The following is a 17,528-nucleotide window of genomic DNA, read 5'->3' as shown; positions in this document are numbered from 1 at the left end:
CTAAACGAAAATATGAAATTTAGTCTATATTTTATTAGCATTACCATCATTATAATCAAATTACTAATAATAAAAATGAATAAATTGAAAGTTTATATTAATACCGGGAGGCCGTTTCATGTCTGATAAAGTTAAAATTAAAAAACAAACAATTGATCCGACTTTAACAATGGAAGATGTTAAAAAACAATTAATTGAAAAAGGTAAAAAAGAAGGTCATTTAAGTCACGAAGAAATTGCTGAAAAATTACAGAATTTCGAAATGGATTCTGATATGATGGATGATTTCTTTGATCAATTAAATGACAATGATATCACATTAGTAAATGAAAAAGACAATTCAGATACAGATGCTAAATTAAATCCTAATGATTTAAGTGCACCTCCAGGCGTTAAGATTAACGATCCAGTACGTATGTATTTAAAAGAAATCGGACGTGTTAACTTATTAAGTGCACAAGAAGAAATTGAGCTTGCTAAAAGAATTGAACAAGGTGACGAAATAGCTAAATCTAGATTAGCTGAAGCAAACTTACGTTTAGTAGTAAGTATTGCTAAAAGATATGTAGGTAGAGGTATGTTATTCCTTGATTTAATTCAAGAAGGTAATATGGGTCTAATTAAAGCAGTTGAAAAATTCGACTTCAATAAAGGATTTAAATTCTCTACTTATGCAACTTGGTGGATTCGTCAAGCAATTACTCGTGCTATTGCTGACCAAGCACGTACTATTCGTATACCAGTGCATATGGTTGAAACAATTAACAAATTAATTCGTGTTCAACGTCAATTATTACAAGATTTAGGACGTGACCCTGCACCTGAAGAAATTGGTGAAGAAATGGATTTACCACCTGAAAAAGTTAGAGAAATCCTTAAGATTGCTCAAGAACCTGTATCATTAGAAACACCTATTGGTGAAGAAGATGATAGTCATTTAGGTGATTTCATTGAAGACCAAGAAGCACAAAGTCCTTCAGACCATGCTGCATACGAGTTACTTAAAGAACAGCTTGAAGATGTTTTAGATACTTTAACAGACCGAGAAGAAAATGTCTTACGTTTAAGATTTGGTCTTGATGATGGAAGAACTAGAACACTTGAAGAAGTTGGTAAAGTGTTTGGCGTAACTAGAGAACGTATCCGTCAAATTGAAGCTAAAGCATTAAGAAAGTTAAGACATCCAAGTAGAAGTAAACGTCTTAAAGACTTTATGGATTAAATAGTTTTGGACTGGGGCATAAAGCTTGTCCCAGTCTTTATTTTTTATAAACCGATGATTTATTATTTTAATACATATAGAGGCATTTATGATTTTAATAAAATAAAGGAGAATACCTTAGTGATCACATTAAACCAAAGATTATTAAAAGTGTCAGAATTTATTAAACAAGGTACACTTGCCGATATTGGGTCCGATCATGCATATCTACCTATTTTTGCTATTCAGTCTAATCTAAGTACTAAAGCAATTGCTGGTGAAGTTATCAAAGGACCTTTTGAAGCTGCCCAAAAAAATGTTAACGCCAATGAACTGGATAATGAAATTGAAGTGCGACTAGGTGATGGTCTTAGCGTAATTCGTGATAACGAACAAATAGATAACATAACGATATGTGGCATGGGAGGGCCTTTAATAGCTAAAATATTAGAAGAAGGCCAACATAAATTACATTCTCATCCTAGATTAATACTACAAAGTAATATTCAAACTCAGAATGTAAGAACATTATTACAAAGTATTCAATACAAAATTTTAGATGAAATCATTTTAGAAGAAAAAGGCCATATCTATGAAATAGTTATAGCCGAATACCAAACTTCACCTTTTGAATATAATGAATATGAACTCAAATTCGGTCCTATTTTACTAGAAAATAAAAATAAACATTTTTATAATAAATGGGAAAGAGAATTGAAGGCATTAGAAAAGATTAAGCAACAACTCAATCCAGAATTACACTTACATCGATATAATGAAATAGAATCAGAAATAAAATTGATTAAAGAGGTGTTAAATAGTGAAAGTTAATGAATTAATGGCTATGTTAGATGAGCATGTTCCGTTTAATACTGCTGAATCATGGGATAATGTAGGTTTATTAATAGGCGATGAATCTCAAGAAGTGAATGGAATATTAACAGCATTAGATTGTACTATTGATGTTGTTCAACAAGCAATTAATGAAAATGTTAATATCATTATTAGTCATCATCCACTTATTTTTAAAGGCATTCAATCAATTACTAATCAAGGATATGGCGAAATAATCAGATTACTTATTCAAAATAATATTAATTTAATAGCTATGCATACAAATTTAGATGTTAATCCTAATGGTGTAAATGCAATGTTAGCTTCCAAAATTGGTTTACAACATACACAGTTAATTAATAAAGAACCAATTCAATACTATAAAGTTCAAACATTTATACCTGAAGATCATCTAGAAACATTTAAACAACAGCTCAATGATATTGGTCTTGCTAAAGAAGGCGATTATGAATATTGTTTCTTCGAAAGTAAAGGGAGAGGTCAATTTAAACCTGTTGGTGATGCAGATCCGTATATTGGTTCAATTGATGAAATAGAATTCGTTGATGAAGTGAAATTAGAATTTATGATATCTTATCAACAACGTCAGTTAACTGAGCGAGCTATCCATCACTATCACCCTTATGAAACACCAGTATATGACTTTATTGAATTGAATAAAGAAGGTAATTACGGTTTAGGAATAATGGGAGAATTAAAAGAACCAATGAAAATTGAGGACTTTGTAGAACAAGTGAAAAGACAACTTCAAATTCCAAGTGTTCGATACGTAGGTAATTCAAATGCTATGATTAGTAAAGTTGCTATGATTGGTGGTTCTGGAATAGGTTTTGAATATAAAGCTGCTCAATTAGGTGCCGATATATTTATTACCGGTGACATCAAACACCATGATGCATTAGATGCGAAAATAGAAGGAATAAATTTATTAGATATCAACCACTATAGTGAATATGTGATGAAAGAAGGATTAAAACTTTTACTACAGGAATGGTTATTAGAAGAAAATTCAAATGATATCAAAGTTGTTGCTTCTAATATTAATACAGATCCTTTCACATATATTTAAAATCTTCATCATTTACATTATAATAGTAAAGATGAACTTATAAGGAGGCCATAACATGGCAAAACATCCATTCGAATACTTCGGTCTTGAAGATAGTATGATTGAAGCAGTTAAAGATTTAAATTTTGAAAAACCGACAGAAATTCAAAATCGAATTATTCCAAGAATTTTAAAGAAAACTAATATTATTGGACAGTCACAAACAGGTACAGGAAAATCACATGCCTTTTTATTACCTTTAATTAGTTTAATAGATATAAATATTCAAGAACCACAAGCTATTGTTGTAGCACCAACTAGAGAACTTGCACAACAACTATATCAAGCCGCTAATCATTTAAGTAGTTTTAAAGAAGGCGTAAGCGTAAAACTATTTATTGGTGGTACTGATATTGAAAAGGACAAGCAAAGATGTAATCAACAACCACAATTAGTTATTGGTACACCAACTAGAATTAATGACTTAGCTAAAAGTGGTCATTTACACACACATTTAGCTTCTTATTTAATTATTGATGAAGCTGATTTAATGATTGATTTAGGTTTAATTGAAGATGTAGACCTTATAGCATCTCGCCTAGAAGATAGTTCAAATATTGCAGTATTTAGTGCAACAATTCCTAAATCTCTACAACCATTTTTAAATAAATATTTAGAACAACCAGATTTTGTAGAAGTTGATAGTCAGTCTCAAAATAAGAAAAATATAGAATTTTATTTAATTCCTACAAAAGGTGCAACCAAAGTTGAAAAAACACTTAAATTAATAGATATTCTAAATCCATACCTATGTATTATATTCTGTAATAGTAGAGACAATGCCGATGAATTAGCACGTTCATTAAATGAAGCAGGTATCAAAGTTGGTATGATTCATGGTGGATTAACACCTCGTGAACGTAAACAACAAATGAAACGTATACGTAATCTTGATTTCCAATTTGTAATTGCGAGTGATTTAGCTTCAAGAGGTATTGATATTGAAGGTGTTAGTCATGTTATTAATTTCGATGTACCAAATGATATAGATTTCTTTACTCATCGTGTTGGACGTACTGGTCGTGGTAATTATCACGGTGTTGCTATTACGTTATATAGTCCTGATGAAGAAGAAAATATTTCAGCAATCGAAGATAGACGATACGTTTTCGAAAATGTTGATATCAAAAATGATGAACTTACACCTATCAAGGCGCATAACACTCGACGTACTAGACAACGTAAAGATGATCATTTAACAAATGAAGTTAAAAATAAAGTACGTAGTAAAACCAAACGTAAAGTTAAACCTGGTTATAAAAAGAAATTTAAGCAGGAAGTTGAGAAAATGAAACGACAAGAGCGTAAACAATACAGTAAACGTCAAAATCGTCAAGATAGAAAGAATAGAAAAGGATAGGTGAAAAAGATGTTATTAGGTTCACATGTATCTATGAGTGGTAAAAAAATGTTAGAAGGGTCTGCAGAAGAAGCACATAAATTTGGCGAATCAACATTTATGATATACACAGGAGCGCCACAAAATACACGTCGTAAAAGTATTGAAGATTTAAATATTACAAAAGGTCATGAAGTGATGGAACAATATGGTCTATCTAATATTGTAGTACATGCTCCATATATCATTAATATTGCTAACACAACTAAACCAGAAGTATTTGAATTAGGTGTCAATTTCTTACAGAACGAAATTGAGCGTACACAAGCAATTGGGGCTAAAGATATTGTATTACATCCCGGTTCTCATGTTGGCGCTGGTGCAGATGTAGGTATACAAAAGATCATCGATGGTCTGAATGAAGTATTAACAAATGATAACAATGTTCGTATCGCTTTAGAAACAATGGCAGGTAAAGGTTCTGAAATAGGTCGTAACTTTGAAGAAATTGCTCGTATCATTGATGGCGTGAAATATAATGAACGCTTATCCATTTGTTTTGATACATGTCATACGCATGATGCTGGATACAATATCAAAGAAGATTTTGATGGTGTTTTAAATGAATTTGATAAAATTATAGGTGTAGACAGAATTAAAGTCGTACACGTAAATGACAGTAAAAATGAACAAGGTGCACATAAAGATAGACACGAAAATATTGGATTTGGTCATATAGGCTTTGATGCATTAAATTACGTTGTTCATCACGATACTTTCAAAGACATTCCAAAAATTTTGGAAACACCTTATGTTGGTGAAGATAAAAAGAATAAGAAACCACCTTATAAACATGAAATTGAAATGTTAAAATCTCAGACATTTGATCCAGATTTAAAAGATAAAATTTTAAACTAATAATATTAAAAGTAGGCGTTACAGATATTTCTGTAACGTCTTTTATTAGTCGTAAGCATTACTATTTACATTAAGTTCATCAACATGTATAGTATACAATGAGGTGAAAAAATGACTACACCAGTATTTGAACTTAAAAATATAGATTACTATTTTGATCATAAACAAGTCTTAGAAAATATAAATATTAAAATTAACAAAGGTGAATTTTTAGCAATTGTTGGTCCTAATGGAGCCGGCAAATCAACACTTTTAAAAATCATACTTGGTTTGCTGCCATTACAATCCGGCGACATTTTTATAGATGGTCATCCTATTAAAAATAATAAATCAGCTCTAAAAATAAGTTATGTTTCACAAAAGGCCTCTTCGTTTACAGCTGGTTTTCCAGCAAGTGTTAAAGAAGTAGTTTTAAGTGGTTTAACTAAAACAAAAAAACTTTTTCAACGTTTTAATAATAAAGACATCAAGAAAGTAGAACATGTTTTAGAAAGATTAAATATAGAACATTTAATTGATAAAAACATTGCAGAATTATCAGGTGGCCAACAACAACGTGTGCTTATTGCACGTGCTTTGATTTCTAATCCTAGCGTGCTTGTATTAGATGAACCTACTAATGGTATTGATGCTAAACATGTAAATGAATTTTATGAAACGCTTGATCGATTAAAAAAGGAAGGCATAACCATTATATTAGTTACACATGATATTGGTGTAGTAGCAGATACAGCAACAGAAGTTGCATGCTTAAATAAACATCTTCATTTTCATGGTACGACTGAAGATTTTAAATCTCTTGATGAGGTTGAAATTTCCAAAATATATGGACACCCAGTTCAATTCGTTGATCATCAACATGATAGAGAATGTTGTACCTAAATTAGAATCGATTCATAGAAATAAATTTGAGGAGTGTAACTCGTGATAGATGCATTATTAAACTTTGATTTTATGAGATACTCCTTGATCAGTGGTATCTTAATAGGATTTATAGCACCATTAATTGGAGCTTTTATAGTAGTACGAAGGTTGTCACTTATTGCTGATGCACTAAGCCATGTAACATTGGGCGGTATATCATTTGGCATGTTTATTATAACAGTATTGCCAGCACTAACTTTCATTAATCCTATGTGGTTTGGAATATTATTCGCCATTATTGGTGCATTATTAATTGAAAAATTGCGTACCTCATATACTAATTATCAAGAAATTGCCATTCCAATTATTATGAGTGCAGGTATTGCCTTAAGTGCTATATTTATTTCATTAGCAGATGGTTTTAATCAAGAGATAGTTGGTCTATTATTTGGTTCAATTAGTGCAGTTAATTTCAGTGATTTAACTACAATTATCTTCATTACAATACTAGTTTTATTATTCATAACTTTATTTTATAAAGAGTTATTTATTTTATCTTTTGACGAAGAGTATAGTAAAGTTATAGGAATACCAAAATGGATTCAGTTTTTATTTATTGTAGTTGTTGCAATGGTTATTTCTGCTTCTATGAGAGTAGTAGGTATATTGTTAGTTAGTGCGTTAATCACTTTACCTGTAGCAATAGCGATGCGTTGGACAAAAGGATTCAAACAATTAATTATCCTTAGTATCATCATAGGTGAATTATCAGTGATACTTGGATTAGTTCTCGCATTTTACATTAATATTTCACCTGGTGGCGTGATTGTAGTACTATTAGTCATTATGCTAATGATTACAATGACTTATCAAAAGTTAAAATTAAAGTCACAAAAAGGGGATCGTAAATATGAACACTAGTGATGCTATTAAAATATTAAAAGATAATGGTTTAAAATATACAGATAAACGTAACGATATGCTTAATATATTTGTTAAAGAAGATAAATACATTAATGCTAAACATATTCAACAAGTTATGGATAAAGATTATCCAGGTATATCTTTTGATACCATCTATAGAAACCTTCATTTATTTAAAGACTTAGCAATTATTGAAAGTACTGAACTAGATGGAGAAATGAAATTTAGAATCGCTTGTACTAATCATCATCACCATCATTTTATATGTGAAAATTGTGGTGATACTAAAGTTATTGATTTTTGTCCAATTGACCAAGTTAAACAATATTTACCAAATGTTGATATTCATACTCACAAACTCGAAGTTTACGGTACTTGTGAAAAATGTCAAAAAGTAAATCATTAATCTTACTAGCCATAGTCTATCGACAAGAAGACTATGGCTAGTTTTTATATTAGAAAGCGAAAATACACATAAATACTAAAAAAACATACTCCATTAGTACGAATTCACTAATTATAGTAAATAAATGTTTAAATATCATCGTTTTGAGATATATAATACATGTAACAATAATTAGCAGTTATATATTAAGCACATTTATTGTCGAAATTGTGACTGCTTGTTATGATTAAGATACAGACATTTTAGGAGGATGATTATTTATGGCATTTGAATTACCAAAATTACCATATGCATTTGACGCATTAGAACCACACATCGATAAAGAAACTATGGAGATTCACCATGATAAACACCATAACACTTATGTAACAAAATTAAACGCTGCAGTTGAAGGTACTGATTTAGAAGCTAAATCAATCGAAGAAATTGTAGCTAATTTAGACAGTGTACCTTCTGATATCCAAACTGCTGTTAGAAATAATGGTGGCGGACACTTAAACCACTCATTATTCTGGGAATTACTAACACCTAACTCAGAAGAAAAAGGTGAAGTAGTAGATAAAATTAAAGAACAATGGGGTTCTTTAGATGAATTCAAAAAAGAATTTGCTGACAAAGCAGCAGCTCGTTTTGGTTCAGGTTGGGCTTGGTTAGTAGTAAATAACGGGCAATTAGAAATCGTTACAACTCCAAACCAAGATAATCCATTAACTGAAGGTAAAACACCTATCTTAGGTTTAGATGTTTGGGAACACGCTTATTACCTTAAATATCAAAACAAACGTCCAGATTATATCAGCGCTTTCTGGAATGTAGTTAACTGGAATAAAGTTGACGAATTATATAACGCTGCAAAATAATTTATATTTTGATGTTAGAGTCTAGAACATTGTTATAATGTTCTAGGCTCTTTTTTCTATGATTAATATGATATTATGTCTATTAATGAAAATGATTTGAATGTAAAATTAATTATAAATAAGGATTACAAAAAGGTCGTCATAAATAAAAAACGATAGTGTTTTAATTAATGTCTGTTCACTTTTTTATCAAAATGATAGAAAAATTTTTGTTTTTCATATATCATTTTAAAGAGATACTTTGAATAGAGGTAGGTTGTTTTGCTTAAAAGATTAAAGGAAAAATCAAATGATGAAAAAGTAAGAAACACGATGAACCGGAGAATTAATTTCATTTTTGGTTTGGTTGTGTTTATATTTGCAATTATAGTACTCAGACTCGGTTACCTACAGATTGCCCAGGGTTCTCATTATAAGCAATTAATCAAAAGCGATGAGAATATCACTGTGAACGAATCTGTGCCTAGAGGTCGTATTGTAGACCGTAATGGTAAAGTATTAGTTGATAATGCCTCTAAAATGGCGATTACATATACTAGAGGTCGTAAAACCTCACAAAAAGAAATGTTAGATACAGCTAAAAAATTATCATCATTAATCAAAATGGATACTGACAAAATTACTGATAGAGACGAAAAAGACTTCTGGGTCACTTTACACCCTGAAAAAGCTAAAGCTTTAATGAAAAAAGAACAATCTCTATTAGAAAATGGTAGCATTACACAAGAACAATATGATGAACAGCAAAGAAAGAAAATTGGTAAAAAACAATTAGATGACTTATCTGACAAAGAGTTACAAATTTTAGCTATATACCGTGAGATGAATGCAGGTAGTACACTAGATCCGCAAACTATTAAAAATGAGGATGTAACAGAAAAAGAATACGCTGCAGTATCTCAACAATTATCTAAGTTACCTGGTGTAAATACATCTATGGATTGGGATAGAAAGTATCCATATAAAGATACGCTTAGAGGTATATTTGGCGAAGTTTCAACATCTACAGAAGGTTTGCCTAAAGAACTAACTGAACAATATTTATCTAAAGGTTATTCACGCAATGATCGTGTCGGTAAATCATATTTAGAATATCAATATGAAGATGTACTTCGTGGTAAGAAGAAACAAATGAAATATACGACTGATAAATCTGGTAAAGTAATAAAATCTGAAGTTATTAATCCAGGTTCTAGAGGACATGATTTACAATTAACAATAGACATTGATTTACAGAAAAAAGTAGAATCATTATTAGATAAACAAATTGAAAAATTACGTAGTCAAGGCGCTAAAGATATGGACAATGCCATGATAGTTGTTCAAGATCCGAAAAATGGTGACATTTTAGCTATGGCTGGTAAACAAATAAGTAAAAGCGGCAAATTAACAGATTATGATATTGGTAACTTTACTGCTCAATTTGCAGTAGGTTCATCGGTAAAAGGCGGAACTTTACTTGCCGGTTATCAAAATCATGCCATTAAAGTAGGAGAAAAAATGGTCGATGAACCATTAAAATTCCAGGGCGGTTTAACTAAACGTTCATACTTTAATAAAGATGGTCGAGTGACAATAAATGATAAAGAAGCACTTATGCATTCATCAAACGTTTATATGTTTAAAACAGCCTTAAAATTAGCTGGAGATCCATATTATTCTGGTATGCCATTACCAAACGATATTACATTAGCTGGTCAAAAGCTTCGAAAAGGTTTAAATCAAGTTGGTCTTGGTGTTAAAACAGGTATAGATTTACCAAATGAAACAAATGGTCAAATTGAACCATTAACTAATAATCCAGGTAATTACTTAGACTTATCTATTGGTCAATACGATACTTATACACCATTGCAACTTTCTCAATATGTATCAACAATCGCAAATGACGGTTATAGAATTCAACCGCATATTGGACTGTCTATACACGATTCAACTAATAAAGATGAACTAGGACCGGTAAAACGAAAAATTAAAGGTAATGTATTGAATAAAGTAAATAATTCTCAAAGAGAAATAAATGAAGTTCAAGACGGATTCAAAATGGCATTTAATGAAAAAGATGGTACCGGTTATGCTAGCTTTAAAAACACAGTTGTACCTTCAGCAGGTAAAACAGGAACAGCAGAAGTATTCCAAGATGGGGAATCTAGAGTAAACTCAACTTATATTGGTTATGCACCAATTAAAGATCCAAAACTAGCATTTTCTATTGTCTATACCAATCAACCAGTTCCACCACCTTGGTTAAACGGTGGAGACTTAGGAAGAGATGTTATCAATTATTATTTCAAAGATAAAGATAAAAATGGAGATAGCACTGAAAATAGTAGTGATAAATAATTAAAATTTAAATAAATTACAAACTATTGATACAGATTCTTAAAATTTACTTTGCAATTAATAAAGTAATTGGTATAATGTAAAGGTCGTATTTAGAAAAGGTAAGGAGGAATAATCATGCGCGTTAACGTTACATTAGCTTGTACTGAATGTGGTGAAAGAAACTACATCACTACAAAAAACAAAAGAACTAACCCTGAACGTATTGAAATGAAAAAATACTGTGCACGTGATAATAAACAAACTTTACACCGTGAAACTAAATAATTAATTTATTTAACAAATATTCAATACCAAAAGACGAAATTCCTCAGACGGAATTTCGTCTTTTTAAATTTTGTAGTCAAATATTTTATGTTTACAAAACCTCATTTTATTCAAAGCTTTTAACAAAATTTGTACAATCGCTTATTTTAATATCATTAAAAAGTTAATATCTTAGTCAATATAATGACATAAAATTAGATAAACGTTATAATATGGGGTAGTAAAAGTAGGTGAAAATTTGAGCAAAAAAAATATAAGAGCTAATATTTTAACTAAAATGAAACAGCATAATAGCATGCAGAAAAATGAGGCAGACAATTGGTTAGCCACAGAACTTATTAATTCTCAAGCATATCAAAATGCATCTTCTATAGGATTTGTGTTGTCATTGTCACATGAAGTAAATACATATCAAATGATTCAACAAGCTTTAAACGATAATAAAGAAGTATATGTACCTGAAGTTAATTATCAGACTAAAGTTATGACTTTTAAACAATTATTAAATATTAATGACATAGAAAAAGATGAAAAAGGTATTAATCATTCAGTTTCTGAATCAAATACTTCCAATCATTTAGATTTAATCGTCGTACCTGGTGTTGGCTTTAGAAAAGATGGCTATCGAATAGGATATGGAGGGGGTTACTATGATCGCTTTCTATCAAATTTCAAGACCAATACAATAAGTTTGCTATATGATTTTCAATTAACTGATTTTCAACCCGATACACACGATCAACCGGTCGATCAATTAATTATTTATAATAGCCACCAATGGAGGCATACATGAACATTAAAAAGCAATTTTGGAAAACCATTTATTACTGGATTAGGTATTTAAACTACGATGTAATTAATAGAGAAAAAGATGACCAAGAAATTTGGTTAAGTAACAAAAGAAAGAAAACAATTGTAATTTTTTCGAATCATATCACTACGACTCAGGAAATTCGGTTTGATAAAAGCAGAGTTATTGAAAATAAGGAAAATATAGAACAACTAGCTGGCTTTCAACCTCAAACAATTCTATTTTATTATTTTACTGATAAATCATTATCGACTGAATCATTAGATGAAACCTATCCGCAAAAAATAAAATTTAGAAGGATTAGTGATGAGAGGGAATTAGAACTTGCAATGCCAAATGTTATTTTATCTAAAATGATAAATCGAGAGGATTCTAAAAAGACATCTATCTTTTATAGAAACAAAGTTCTTTCATCTAATCTCTTAGATAAACATATGCAACGCTTTTCACCAGTTACATATTCCTTAATAATAATTAATATAGTCTTATGGCTATGCATGATACTTTATTTTAATCGTTTTTCTGATGTAAAATTACTTGATGTAGGTGGATTAGTACACTTCAACGTCGTACATGGTGAATGGTATCGTTTAGTTACCTCAATGTTTTTACATTTTAATTTTGAACATATACTCATGAATATGCTTTCACTTTTTATTTTTGGTAAAATAGTTGAATCGGTATTAGGTTCATGGCGTATGTTAGTCATCTATTTATTTGCAGGCATATTTGGAAATTTTGTTTCTTTATCATTTAATACAACAACGATTTCTGTTGGTGCCAGTGGTGCTATTTTTGGGCTTATTGGTTCAATTTTTGCAATTTTATATTTAAGTAAAAGCTTTGATAAAAAAGTAATTGGCCAATTATTAATAGCTTTAGTTATTTTAATCGGATTATCAATATTCATGTCTAATATTAATGTTATGGCACATTTAGGCGGATTTATTGGTGGTCTCTTAATTATCTTAATTGGTTATTATTTTACTGTTAACCGTAATATTTTCTGGATACTACTGATTATTTTATTAGTATTGTTTGTGGCAATGCAGATAAGAATTTTTAGTATTAAAGAAGATAATATTTATGATAAATTAATTCGGGATCAAATGTTATCCGGTAATTATGATGAAGCTAGAAAAATTGTAAATAAATCTATTAAAAAAGATTACGCTGATGATCAAACATATTACCTAAGCGGTTTAATTACAGCTGCTAAAAGTTCTAAAGCTGAAGCAATGGCGGAATGGGAACGTGGATTAAGGCTGTTTCCTAATTCCGGTGCATTGAATTATGAAATGGCAATTGCTAATCGTTCACTAAAAGATAAAAGTAAAGCTTTAAAATATATTAAAAAAGCTAGAAAAGCTAATCCTCAAAATGCTCAATATAAAAATTTAGAAAAAGAGTTGAGTGAGAAAAGTGACTCGTAAAATTAATAATTTCTATGATGTTTTGCAATTATTAAAAAAATATGGATATATCATCTATTTCAAAGATCCAGAAGATATGTATGAAATGATGTTACAAGAAATCAAATCTTTATACAGTTATGAATTATTAACTAAAGATGAATATCTTAAATGTATATTGATAATAAACCAAAGAAGGAATGAACATAAATGACAAAAATTATTTTAGCTGCTGATATTGGTGGGACTACTTGTAAATTAGGTATTTTTAATACTAATCTAGATAGAATTGAAAAATGGTCAATTCATACAGACACTACTGATCATACAGGAAAACTACTTTTAAAAAATATACATGAATCATTTGAAGCAAAAATTGCAGAATTAAATTACAACATGTCTGATGTAATCGGTGTTGGTATTGGAGTTCCTGGACCTGTAGATTTTGAAACAGGCATCGTTAACGGAGCTGTTAACTTACATTGGGACAACAATGTTAATGTCACTGAAATCTATCAAAATTTCATCGATTGTCCAGTGTATGTTGATAATGATGCCAATGTTGCTGCATTAGGCGAGAAACATAAAGGTGCTGGTAATGGTGCTGACGATGTTGTAACTATCACATTAGGTACAGGCCTTGGTGGAGGTATTATCTCAAATGGTGAGTTAGTACATGGTCATAATGGTTCAGGTGCTGAAATTGGCCATTTTAGAGCTGATTTCGACCAACGTTTCAAATGTAACTGTGGCAAATCAGGCTGTATTGAAACGGTTGCCTCTGCTACAGGTGTTGTCAATTTAGTTAACTTTTATTATCCAAAATTAACGTTTAAATCTTCAATTTTACAACTTATAAAAGATAATGAAGTTACAGCTAAAGCTGTGTTTGATGCAGCTAAAGAAGGTGACCAATTCTGTATCTTTATCACTGAAAAAGTAGCAAATTATATCGCTTATTTATGTAGTATTATTAGTGTTACTAGTAATCCTAAATACATTGTACTAGGTGGTGGAATGTCTACAGCTGGTTTAATTTTAGTTGAAAATATTAAAACTGAATATCGTAATTTAACGTTTAATCCAGCTCAACATGAAACAGAAATTGTACAAGCAGAATTAGGTAATGATGCAGGTATTACAGGTGCAGCAGGACTTATCAAAACATATATTTTAGATAAGGAAGGTGTAAAATAATGGCAATTGTTGACGTAGTAGTTATTCCAGTAGGTACTGAAGGGCCAAGCGTTAGTAAATACATTGCTGAAATTCAAACAAAGTTAAAAGAATTTAAAGATCAAGGTAAAATCGATTATCAATTAACACCTATGAATACACTTATTGAAGGTGATTTAAAGGATTTATTCGAAGTTGTACAAGCAATACATGAATTACCATTTGATAAAGGATTAGATAGAGTTTGTACAAATATAAGAATTGATGATCGCAGAGATAAATCTAGAAAGATGAATGATAAATTAAAATCTGTACAAAAACATTTAGATAATAGTGGGGAATAAATCATGAGAATTTCTAGTTTAACTTTAGGTTTAGTAGATACTAATACCTATTTTATTGAAAATGAAAACAAAGTATTACTCGTAGATCCATCTAGTGAATCTGATAAAATTATAAAAAAATTAAATCAAATTAATAAACCTTTAGAAGCTATTATACTGACACATGCCCATTACGATCATATTGGGGCATTAGACGATATTATAGAAAAATATAATGTACCAGTTTATATGCATAAAGAAGAATTCGACTTCTTAAATGATCCAGAAAAAAATGGTGCATCAAAATTCAAACAATATGGTATGCCTCAAGTTATAAGTCAGGCCAAACCAAAATCACTTGATGAGGGACCAGCTCAAATTGGTGATTTTACATTTGATGTATTGCATACACCTGGACATTCACCTGGAAGTTTATCTTTTGTTTTCAAAGAATTCGCAGTAGTCGGTGACACATTATTTAATAATGGCATTGGTAGAACAGATTTATACAAAGGCGATTATGAAACTTTAGTAGATTCTATTAAAGATAAATTATTTGAATTAGATGGAGATTTACCATTATTCCCAGGCCACGGTACTTATACAACTGTTGATGATGAACAATTAAATCCATTTTTAAATGGTTAAAGTAAAACTAACACCTCCTACGTTAATATATGTAGGAGGTGTTTTTATGAAGATTCTATTTCAAGAAATAATTAATAAAGGAATTGCATATAAAGCGAGTGATATACACTTTATTCCTATGGAGCATTATGTTCATATTAAATTTAGAGTAAATGATACATTAACACCTTATGAAACACTTGATATTAATATTTATCGTAAGTTATTGGTGTTTATGAAATTCCAAGCTGGATTAGATGTTTCTACACAACAAATCGCTCAAAGTGGCCGCTATACATATAAATTAAGGTCAGTTTATTACTTACGTATTTCAACCCTTCCTTTATCAATTGGATGTGAAAGTTGTGTTATAAGAATTGTGCCTCAATATTTTCAGAGTAAAAAGGAAACATACGAGTTTAAAGATTTTAAACATTTTATGAATAAGAAGCAAGGTTTATTGCTTTTTACTGGTCCTACAGGTTCAGGAAAGAGTACATTAATGTATCAAATGGTTATGTATGCACAAAAGGAGTTAAACCTAAATGTGATTTCTATTGAAGATCCAGTTGAACAAATTTTAAAAGGTATTACTCAAATTTCTGTTAATAACAAAGCAGGTATTACATACGCTAGTTCATTTAAAGCAATTTTAAGATGTGATCCAGACGTTATTTTAATTGGAGAAATTCGAGATGCCGAAATCGCTAAATATGTCTTTCAAGCTAGTCTAAGTGGTCATTTGGTATTAAGTACATTACACGCCAATGATTGTAGAGGGGCTTTACTTAGATTATTAGAAATGGGAGTAACAGTTCAAGAATTATCTCAAGCTATCAATTTAATTTCCAATCAACGATTAATTACAACATCACATAATCATAGACAATTAGTGTGTGAACTAATGTTTAAAAATCAAATTAATTACTTTTTTGAACATAACCAAACGATGCCAAAATCTTTTAAACGATTAGCATCAAAATTAGATGATATGACTAAAGAAGGTATTATATGTGAAACCATTGCTGATAAATATATTTAAATTTAGACAAGCCAAATGCCTAACTAAATCTGAACAATTAGATTTAGTGTATAGATTACATCAATTACTTAAACATGGATTTACTCTTTACGAATCATTTAAATTTTTAAATTTACATTTTAAATATAGAGGAGATAAATGACATGATGAAGTTTTAAATAAAATAGAACAAGGTGCAACTTGCTGGGAAGTATTTAAATACTTAGATTATTCAAGTGACATTGTTACTCAAACATATTTAGCTGAAAGATTTGGAAATTTAGAACTTTCTCTATTGGAATCTAATAGATATTTAAAAAAGCAACTACAAGTTACTCAAAATGTTTTAAAGACCATACAGTATCCCATCGTATTAATAATTACTTTTATATTAATATTAACGTTACTCAATTTTACAGTTATACCTCAATTTAAAGAATTATACCAATCTATGAATATAGAACTTTCTCCATTACAATCTATTCTTTCTTATTTTATTACGACATTCCCTTTATTCATCATAATTTTATCCAGCGTAATATGTATATTATCTATCATATTTAAATATCGTTTTAATAAGATGACTATAGAAAATCAAATTCAATTTTTGTGTCACATTCCAATTATTAAGCATTATTATAAAATTTTAAAAACGTATCAATTATCAAATGAGTTTGCTCATTTTTATAGAAATGGTGTTAATTTACAGATAATCGTTAGAATATATAAACAATCAGAGAATAACCAATTTCATCAATTTTTAGGAGACAAATTACTCAAGCAGTCAAATCAAGGAGAAAATCTACCTAATATATTAAAAAAACTGAATTGCTATGAAAATGACTTGATTAAATTTATAGAACAAGGAGAAAAAAGTGGGAAACTTGATATCGAATTAACGCTATATAGCCAAATACTTATACAACAATTCGAAGCTATGGCTAAAAGACACATTAAATTCATTCAACCAGTTATCTTTTTAGTATTAGGATTATTTATCGTTGCACTTTATTTAACTATTATGCTACCTATATTTGACATGTTGCAGTCAATTAAATAGTTAGGAGGACTTA

Annotated in this window: 18 protein-coding genes and 1 pseudogene; all 19 read left to right on the top strand. The window is 29.8% G+C overall.

Features of this window, described 5'->3' with window-relative positions; all coding sequences use genetic code 11:
- Positions 1–118 precede the first annotated feature (118 nt).
- Positions 119–1,222, top strand: coding sequence for an RNA polymerase sigma factor RpoD (gene rpoD, locus HMPREF3125_RS11020; protein ID WP_029055739.1), 1,104 nt, complete (start codon positions 119–121; stop codon positions 1,220–1,222).
- A 120-nt stretch (positions 1,223–1,342) separates the two neighbouring features.
- Positions 1,343–2,032 (top strand): tRNA (adenine(22)-N(1))-methyltransferase, encoded by a 690-nt coding sequence (locus tag HMPREF3125_RS11015; RefSeq protein ID WP_070453872.1) that lies wholly within the window; start codon positions 1,343–1,345, stop codon positions 2,030–2,032.
- Positions 2,022–3,125: a Nif3-like dinuclear metal center hexameric protein gene (locus HMPREF3125_RS11010; RefSeq protein WP_070453870.1), complete on the top strand. Its 1,104-nt coding sequence runs from the start codon at positions 2,022–2,024 to the stop codon at positions 3,123–3,125. The genes HMPREF3125_RS11015 and HMPREF3125_RS11010 overlap by 11 nt, the downstream gene beginning before the upstream one ends.
- 55 nt (positions 3,126–3,180) lie before the next feature.
- Entirely contained in the window at positions 3,181–4,524 is a 1,344-nt protein-coding gene (locus HMPREF3125_RS11005) for a DEAD/DEAH box helicase (RefSeq protein ID WP_070453868.1), read from the top strand.
- Between the two features lie 9 nt (positions 4,525–4,533).
- On the top strand, positions 4,534–5,421 hold the full coding sequence (locus tag HMPREF3125_RS11000) for a deoxyribonuclease IV (RefSeq protein WP_070453866.1): 888 nt from the start codon (positions 4,534–4,536) through the stop codon (positions 5,419–5,421).
- A gap of 111 nt (positions 5,422–5,532) precedes the next feature.
- The gene (locus HMPREF3125_RS10995) at positions 5,533–6,303 is read left to right on the top strand and encodes a metal ABC transporter ATP-binding protein (protein WP_017636264.1); all 771 of its coding nucleotides are present in this window, start codon (positions 5,533–5,535) and stop codon (positions 6,301–6,303) included.
- A gap of 42 nt (positions 6,304–6,345) precedes the next feature.
- Complete coding sequence (locus HMPREF3125_RS10990) at positions 6,346–7,206, top strand: metal ABC transporter permease (RefSeq protein ID WP_017636263.1); 861 nt, start codon at positions 6,346–6,348, stop codon at positions 7,204–7,206.
- Positions 7,196–7,615 carry a Fur family transcriptional regulator gene (locus tag HMPREF3125_RS10985; RefSeq protein WP_017636262.1) on the top strand — a complete coding sequence of 140 codons (420 nt, stop codon included), beginning with the start codon at positions 7,196–7,198 and terminating at the stop codon, positions 7,613–7,615. The genes HMPREF3125_RS10990 and HMPREF3125_RS10985 overlap by 11 nt, the downstream gene beginning before the upstream one ends.
- 260 nt (positions 7,616–7,875) lie before the next feature.
- Positions 7,876–8,475 (top strand): superoxide dismutase, encoded by a 600-nt coding sequence (locus HMPREF3125_RS10980; protein WP_017636261.1) that lies wholly within the window; start codon positions 7,876–7,878, stop codon positions 8,473–8,475.
- Between the two features lie 261 nt (positions 8,476–8,736).
- On the top strand, positions 8,737–10,818 hold the full coding sequence (locus HMPREF3125_RS10975) for a peptidoglycan D,D-transpeptidase FtsI family protein (protein ID WP_070453864.1): 2,082 nt from the start codon (positions 8,737–8,739) through the stop codon (positions 10,816–10,818).
- 117 nt (positions 10,819–10,935) lie between these two features.
- A complete protein-coding gene (gene rpmG, locus HMPREF3125_RS10970; RefSeq protein WP_017636259.1) occupies positions 10,936–11,085 on the top strand; it encodes a 50S ribosomal protein L33 in 150 nt (49 codons plus the stop codon).
- Between the two features lie 238 nt (positions 11,086–11,323).
- Positions 11,324–11,878: a 5-formyltetrahydrofolate cyclo-ligase gene (locus tag HMPREF3125_RS10965; protein ID WP_029055745.1), complete on the top strand. Its 555-nt coding sequence runs from the start codon at positions 11,324–11,326 to the stop codon at positions 11,876–11,878.
- Complete coding sequence (locus tag HMPREF3125_RS10960) at positions 11,875–13,329, top strand: rhomboid family protein (protein WP_070453861.1); 1,455 nt, start codon at positions 11,875–11,877, stop codon at positions 13,327–13,329. Before HMPREF3125_RS10965 ends, HMPREF3125_RS10960 begins: the two co-directional genes overlap by 4 nt.
- The gene (locus HMPREF3125_RS10955; RefSeq protein ID WP_017636256.1) at positions 13,319–13,522 is read left to right on the top strand and encodes a YqgQ family protein; all 204 of its coding nucleotides are present in this window, start codon (positions 13,319–13,321) and stop codon (positions 13,520–13,522) included. The genes HMPREF3125_RS10960 and HMPREF3125_RS10955 overlap by 11 nt, the downstream gene beginning before the upstream one ends.
- The gene (locus tag HMPREF3125_RS10950; protein WP_017636255.1) at positions 13,519–14,505 is read left to right on the top strand and encodes an ROK family glucokinase; all 987 of its coding nucleotides are present in this window, start codon (positions 13,519–13,521) and stop codon (positions 14,503–14,505) included. Before HMPREF3125_RS10955 ends, HMPREF3125_RS10950 begins: the two co-directional genes overlap by 4 nt.
- A complete protein-coding gene (locus HMPREF3125_RS10945) occupies positions 14,505–14,828 on the top strand; it encodes an MTH1187 family thiamine-binding protein (protein ID WP_017636254.1) in 324 nt (107 codons plus the stop codon). Before HMPREF3125_RS10950 ends, HMPREF3125_RS10945 begins: the two co-directional genes overlap by 1 nt.
- Positions 14,829–14,831: 3 nt before the next feature.
- Entirely contained in the window at positions 14,832–15,455 is a 624-nt protein-coding gene (locus HMPREF3125_RS10940) for an MBL fold metallo-hydrolase (protein WP_017636253.1), read from the top strand.
- 46 nt (positions 15,456–15,501) lie between these two features.
- Positions 15,502–16,476: a competence type IV pilus ATPase ComGA gene (comGA, locus tag HMPREF3125_RS10935; RefSeq protein WP_070453859.1), complete on the top strand. Its 975-nt coding sequence runs from the start codon at positions 15,502–15,504 to the stop codon at positions 16,474–16,476.
- A pseudogene (gene comGB, locus HMPREF3125_RS10930) lies at positions 16,448–17,515 on the top strand (competence type IV pilus assembly protein ComGB). Before comGA ends, comGB begins: the two are co-directional and overlap by 29 nt.
- Positions 17,516–17,528 lie beyond the last annotated feature (13 nt).

This window comes from Staphylococcus sp. HMSC13A10, from assembly GCF_001808005.1.
Taxonomy (GTDB): domain Bacteria; phylum Bacillota; class Bacilli; order Staphylococcales; family Staphylococcaceae; genus Staphylococcus; species Staphylococcus pasteuri.
Note: the sequence above shows the minus strand (reverse complement) of the source record. Positions and strands in the feature narration are given on the sequence as shown.

Excerpts from the sequence above, each read along its gene's own strand:
- rpoD (WP_029055739.1), top strand. The coding sequence starts at position 119 with ATGTCTGATAAAGTTAAAATTAAAAAACAAACAATTGATCCGACTTTA.
- HMPREF3125_RS11005 (WP_070453868.1), top strand. The coding sequence starts at position 3,181 with ATGGCAAAACATCCATTCGAATACTTCGGTCTTGAAGATAGTATGATT.
- HMPREF3125_RS11000 (WP_070453866.1), top strand. The coding sequence starts at position 4,534 with ATGTTATTAGGTTCACATGTATCTATGAGTGGTAAAAAAATGTTAGAA.
- HMPREF3125_RS10995 (WP_017636264.1), top strand. The coding sequence starts at position 5,533 with ATGACTACACCAGTATTTGAACTTAAAAATATAGATTACTATTTTGAT.
- HMPREF3125_RS10985 (WP_017636262.1), top strand. The coding sequence starts at position 7,196 with ATGAACACTAGTGATGCTATTAAAATATTAAAAGATAATGGTTTAAAA.
- HMPREF3125_RS10980 (WP_017636261.1), top strand. The coding sequence starts at position 7,876 with ATGGCATTTGAATTACCAAAATTACCATATGCATTTGACGCATTAGAA.
- rpmG (WP_017636259.1), top strand. The coding sequence starts at position 10,936 with ATGCGCGTTAACGTTACATTAGCTTGTACTGAATGTGGTGAAAGAAAC.
- HMPREF3125_RS10960 (WP_070453861.1), top strand. The coding sequence starts at position 11,875 with ATGAACATTAAAAAGCAATTTTGGAAAACCATTTATTACTGGATTAGG.
- HMPREF3125_RS10950 (WP_017636255.1), top strand. The coding sequence starts at position 13,519 with ATGACAAAAATTATTTTAGCTGCTGATATTGGTGGGACTACTTGTAAA.
- HMPREF3125_RS10945 (WP_017636254.1), top strand. The coding sequence starts at position 14,505 with ATGGCAATTGTTGACGTAGTAGTTATTCCAGTAGGTACTGAAGGGCCA.
- HMPREF3125_RS10940 (WP_017636253.1), top strand. The coding sequence starts at position 14,832 with ATGAGAATTTCTAGTTTAACTTTAGGTTTAGTAGATACTAATACCTAT.
- comGA (WP_070453859.1), top strand. The coding sequence starts at position 15,502 with ATGAAGATTCTATTTCAAGAAATAATTAATAAAGGAATTGCATATAAA.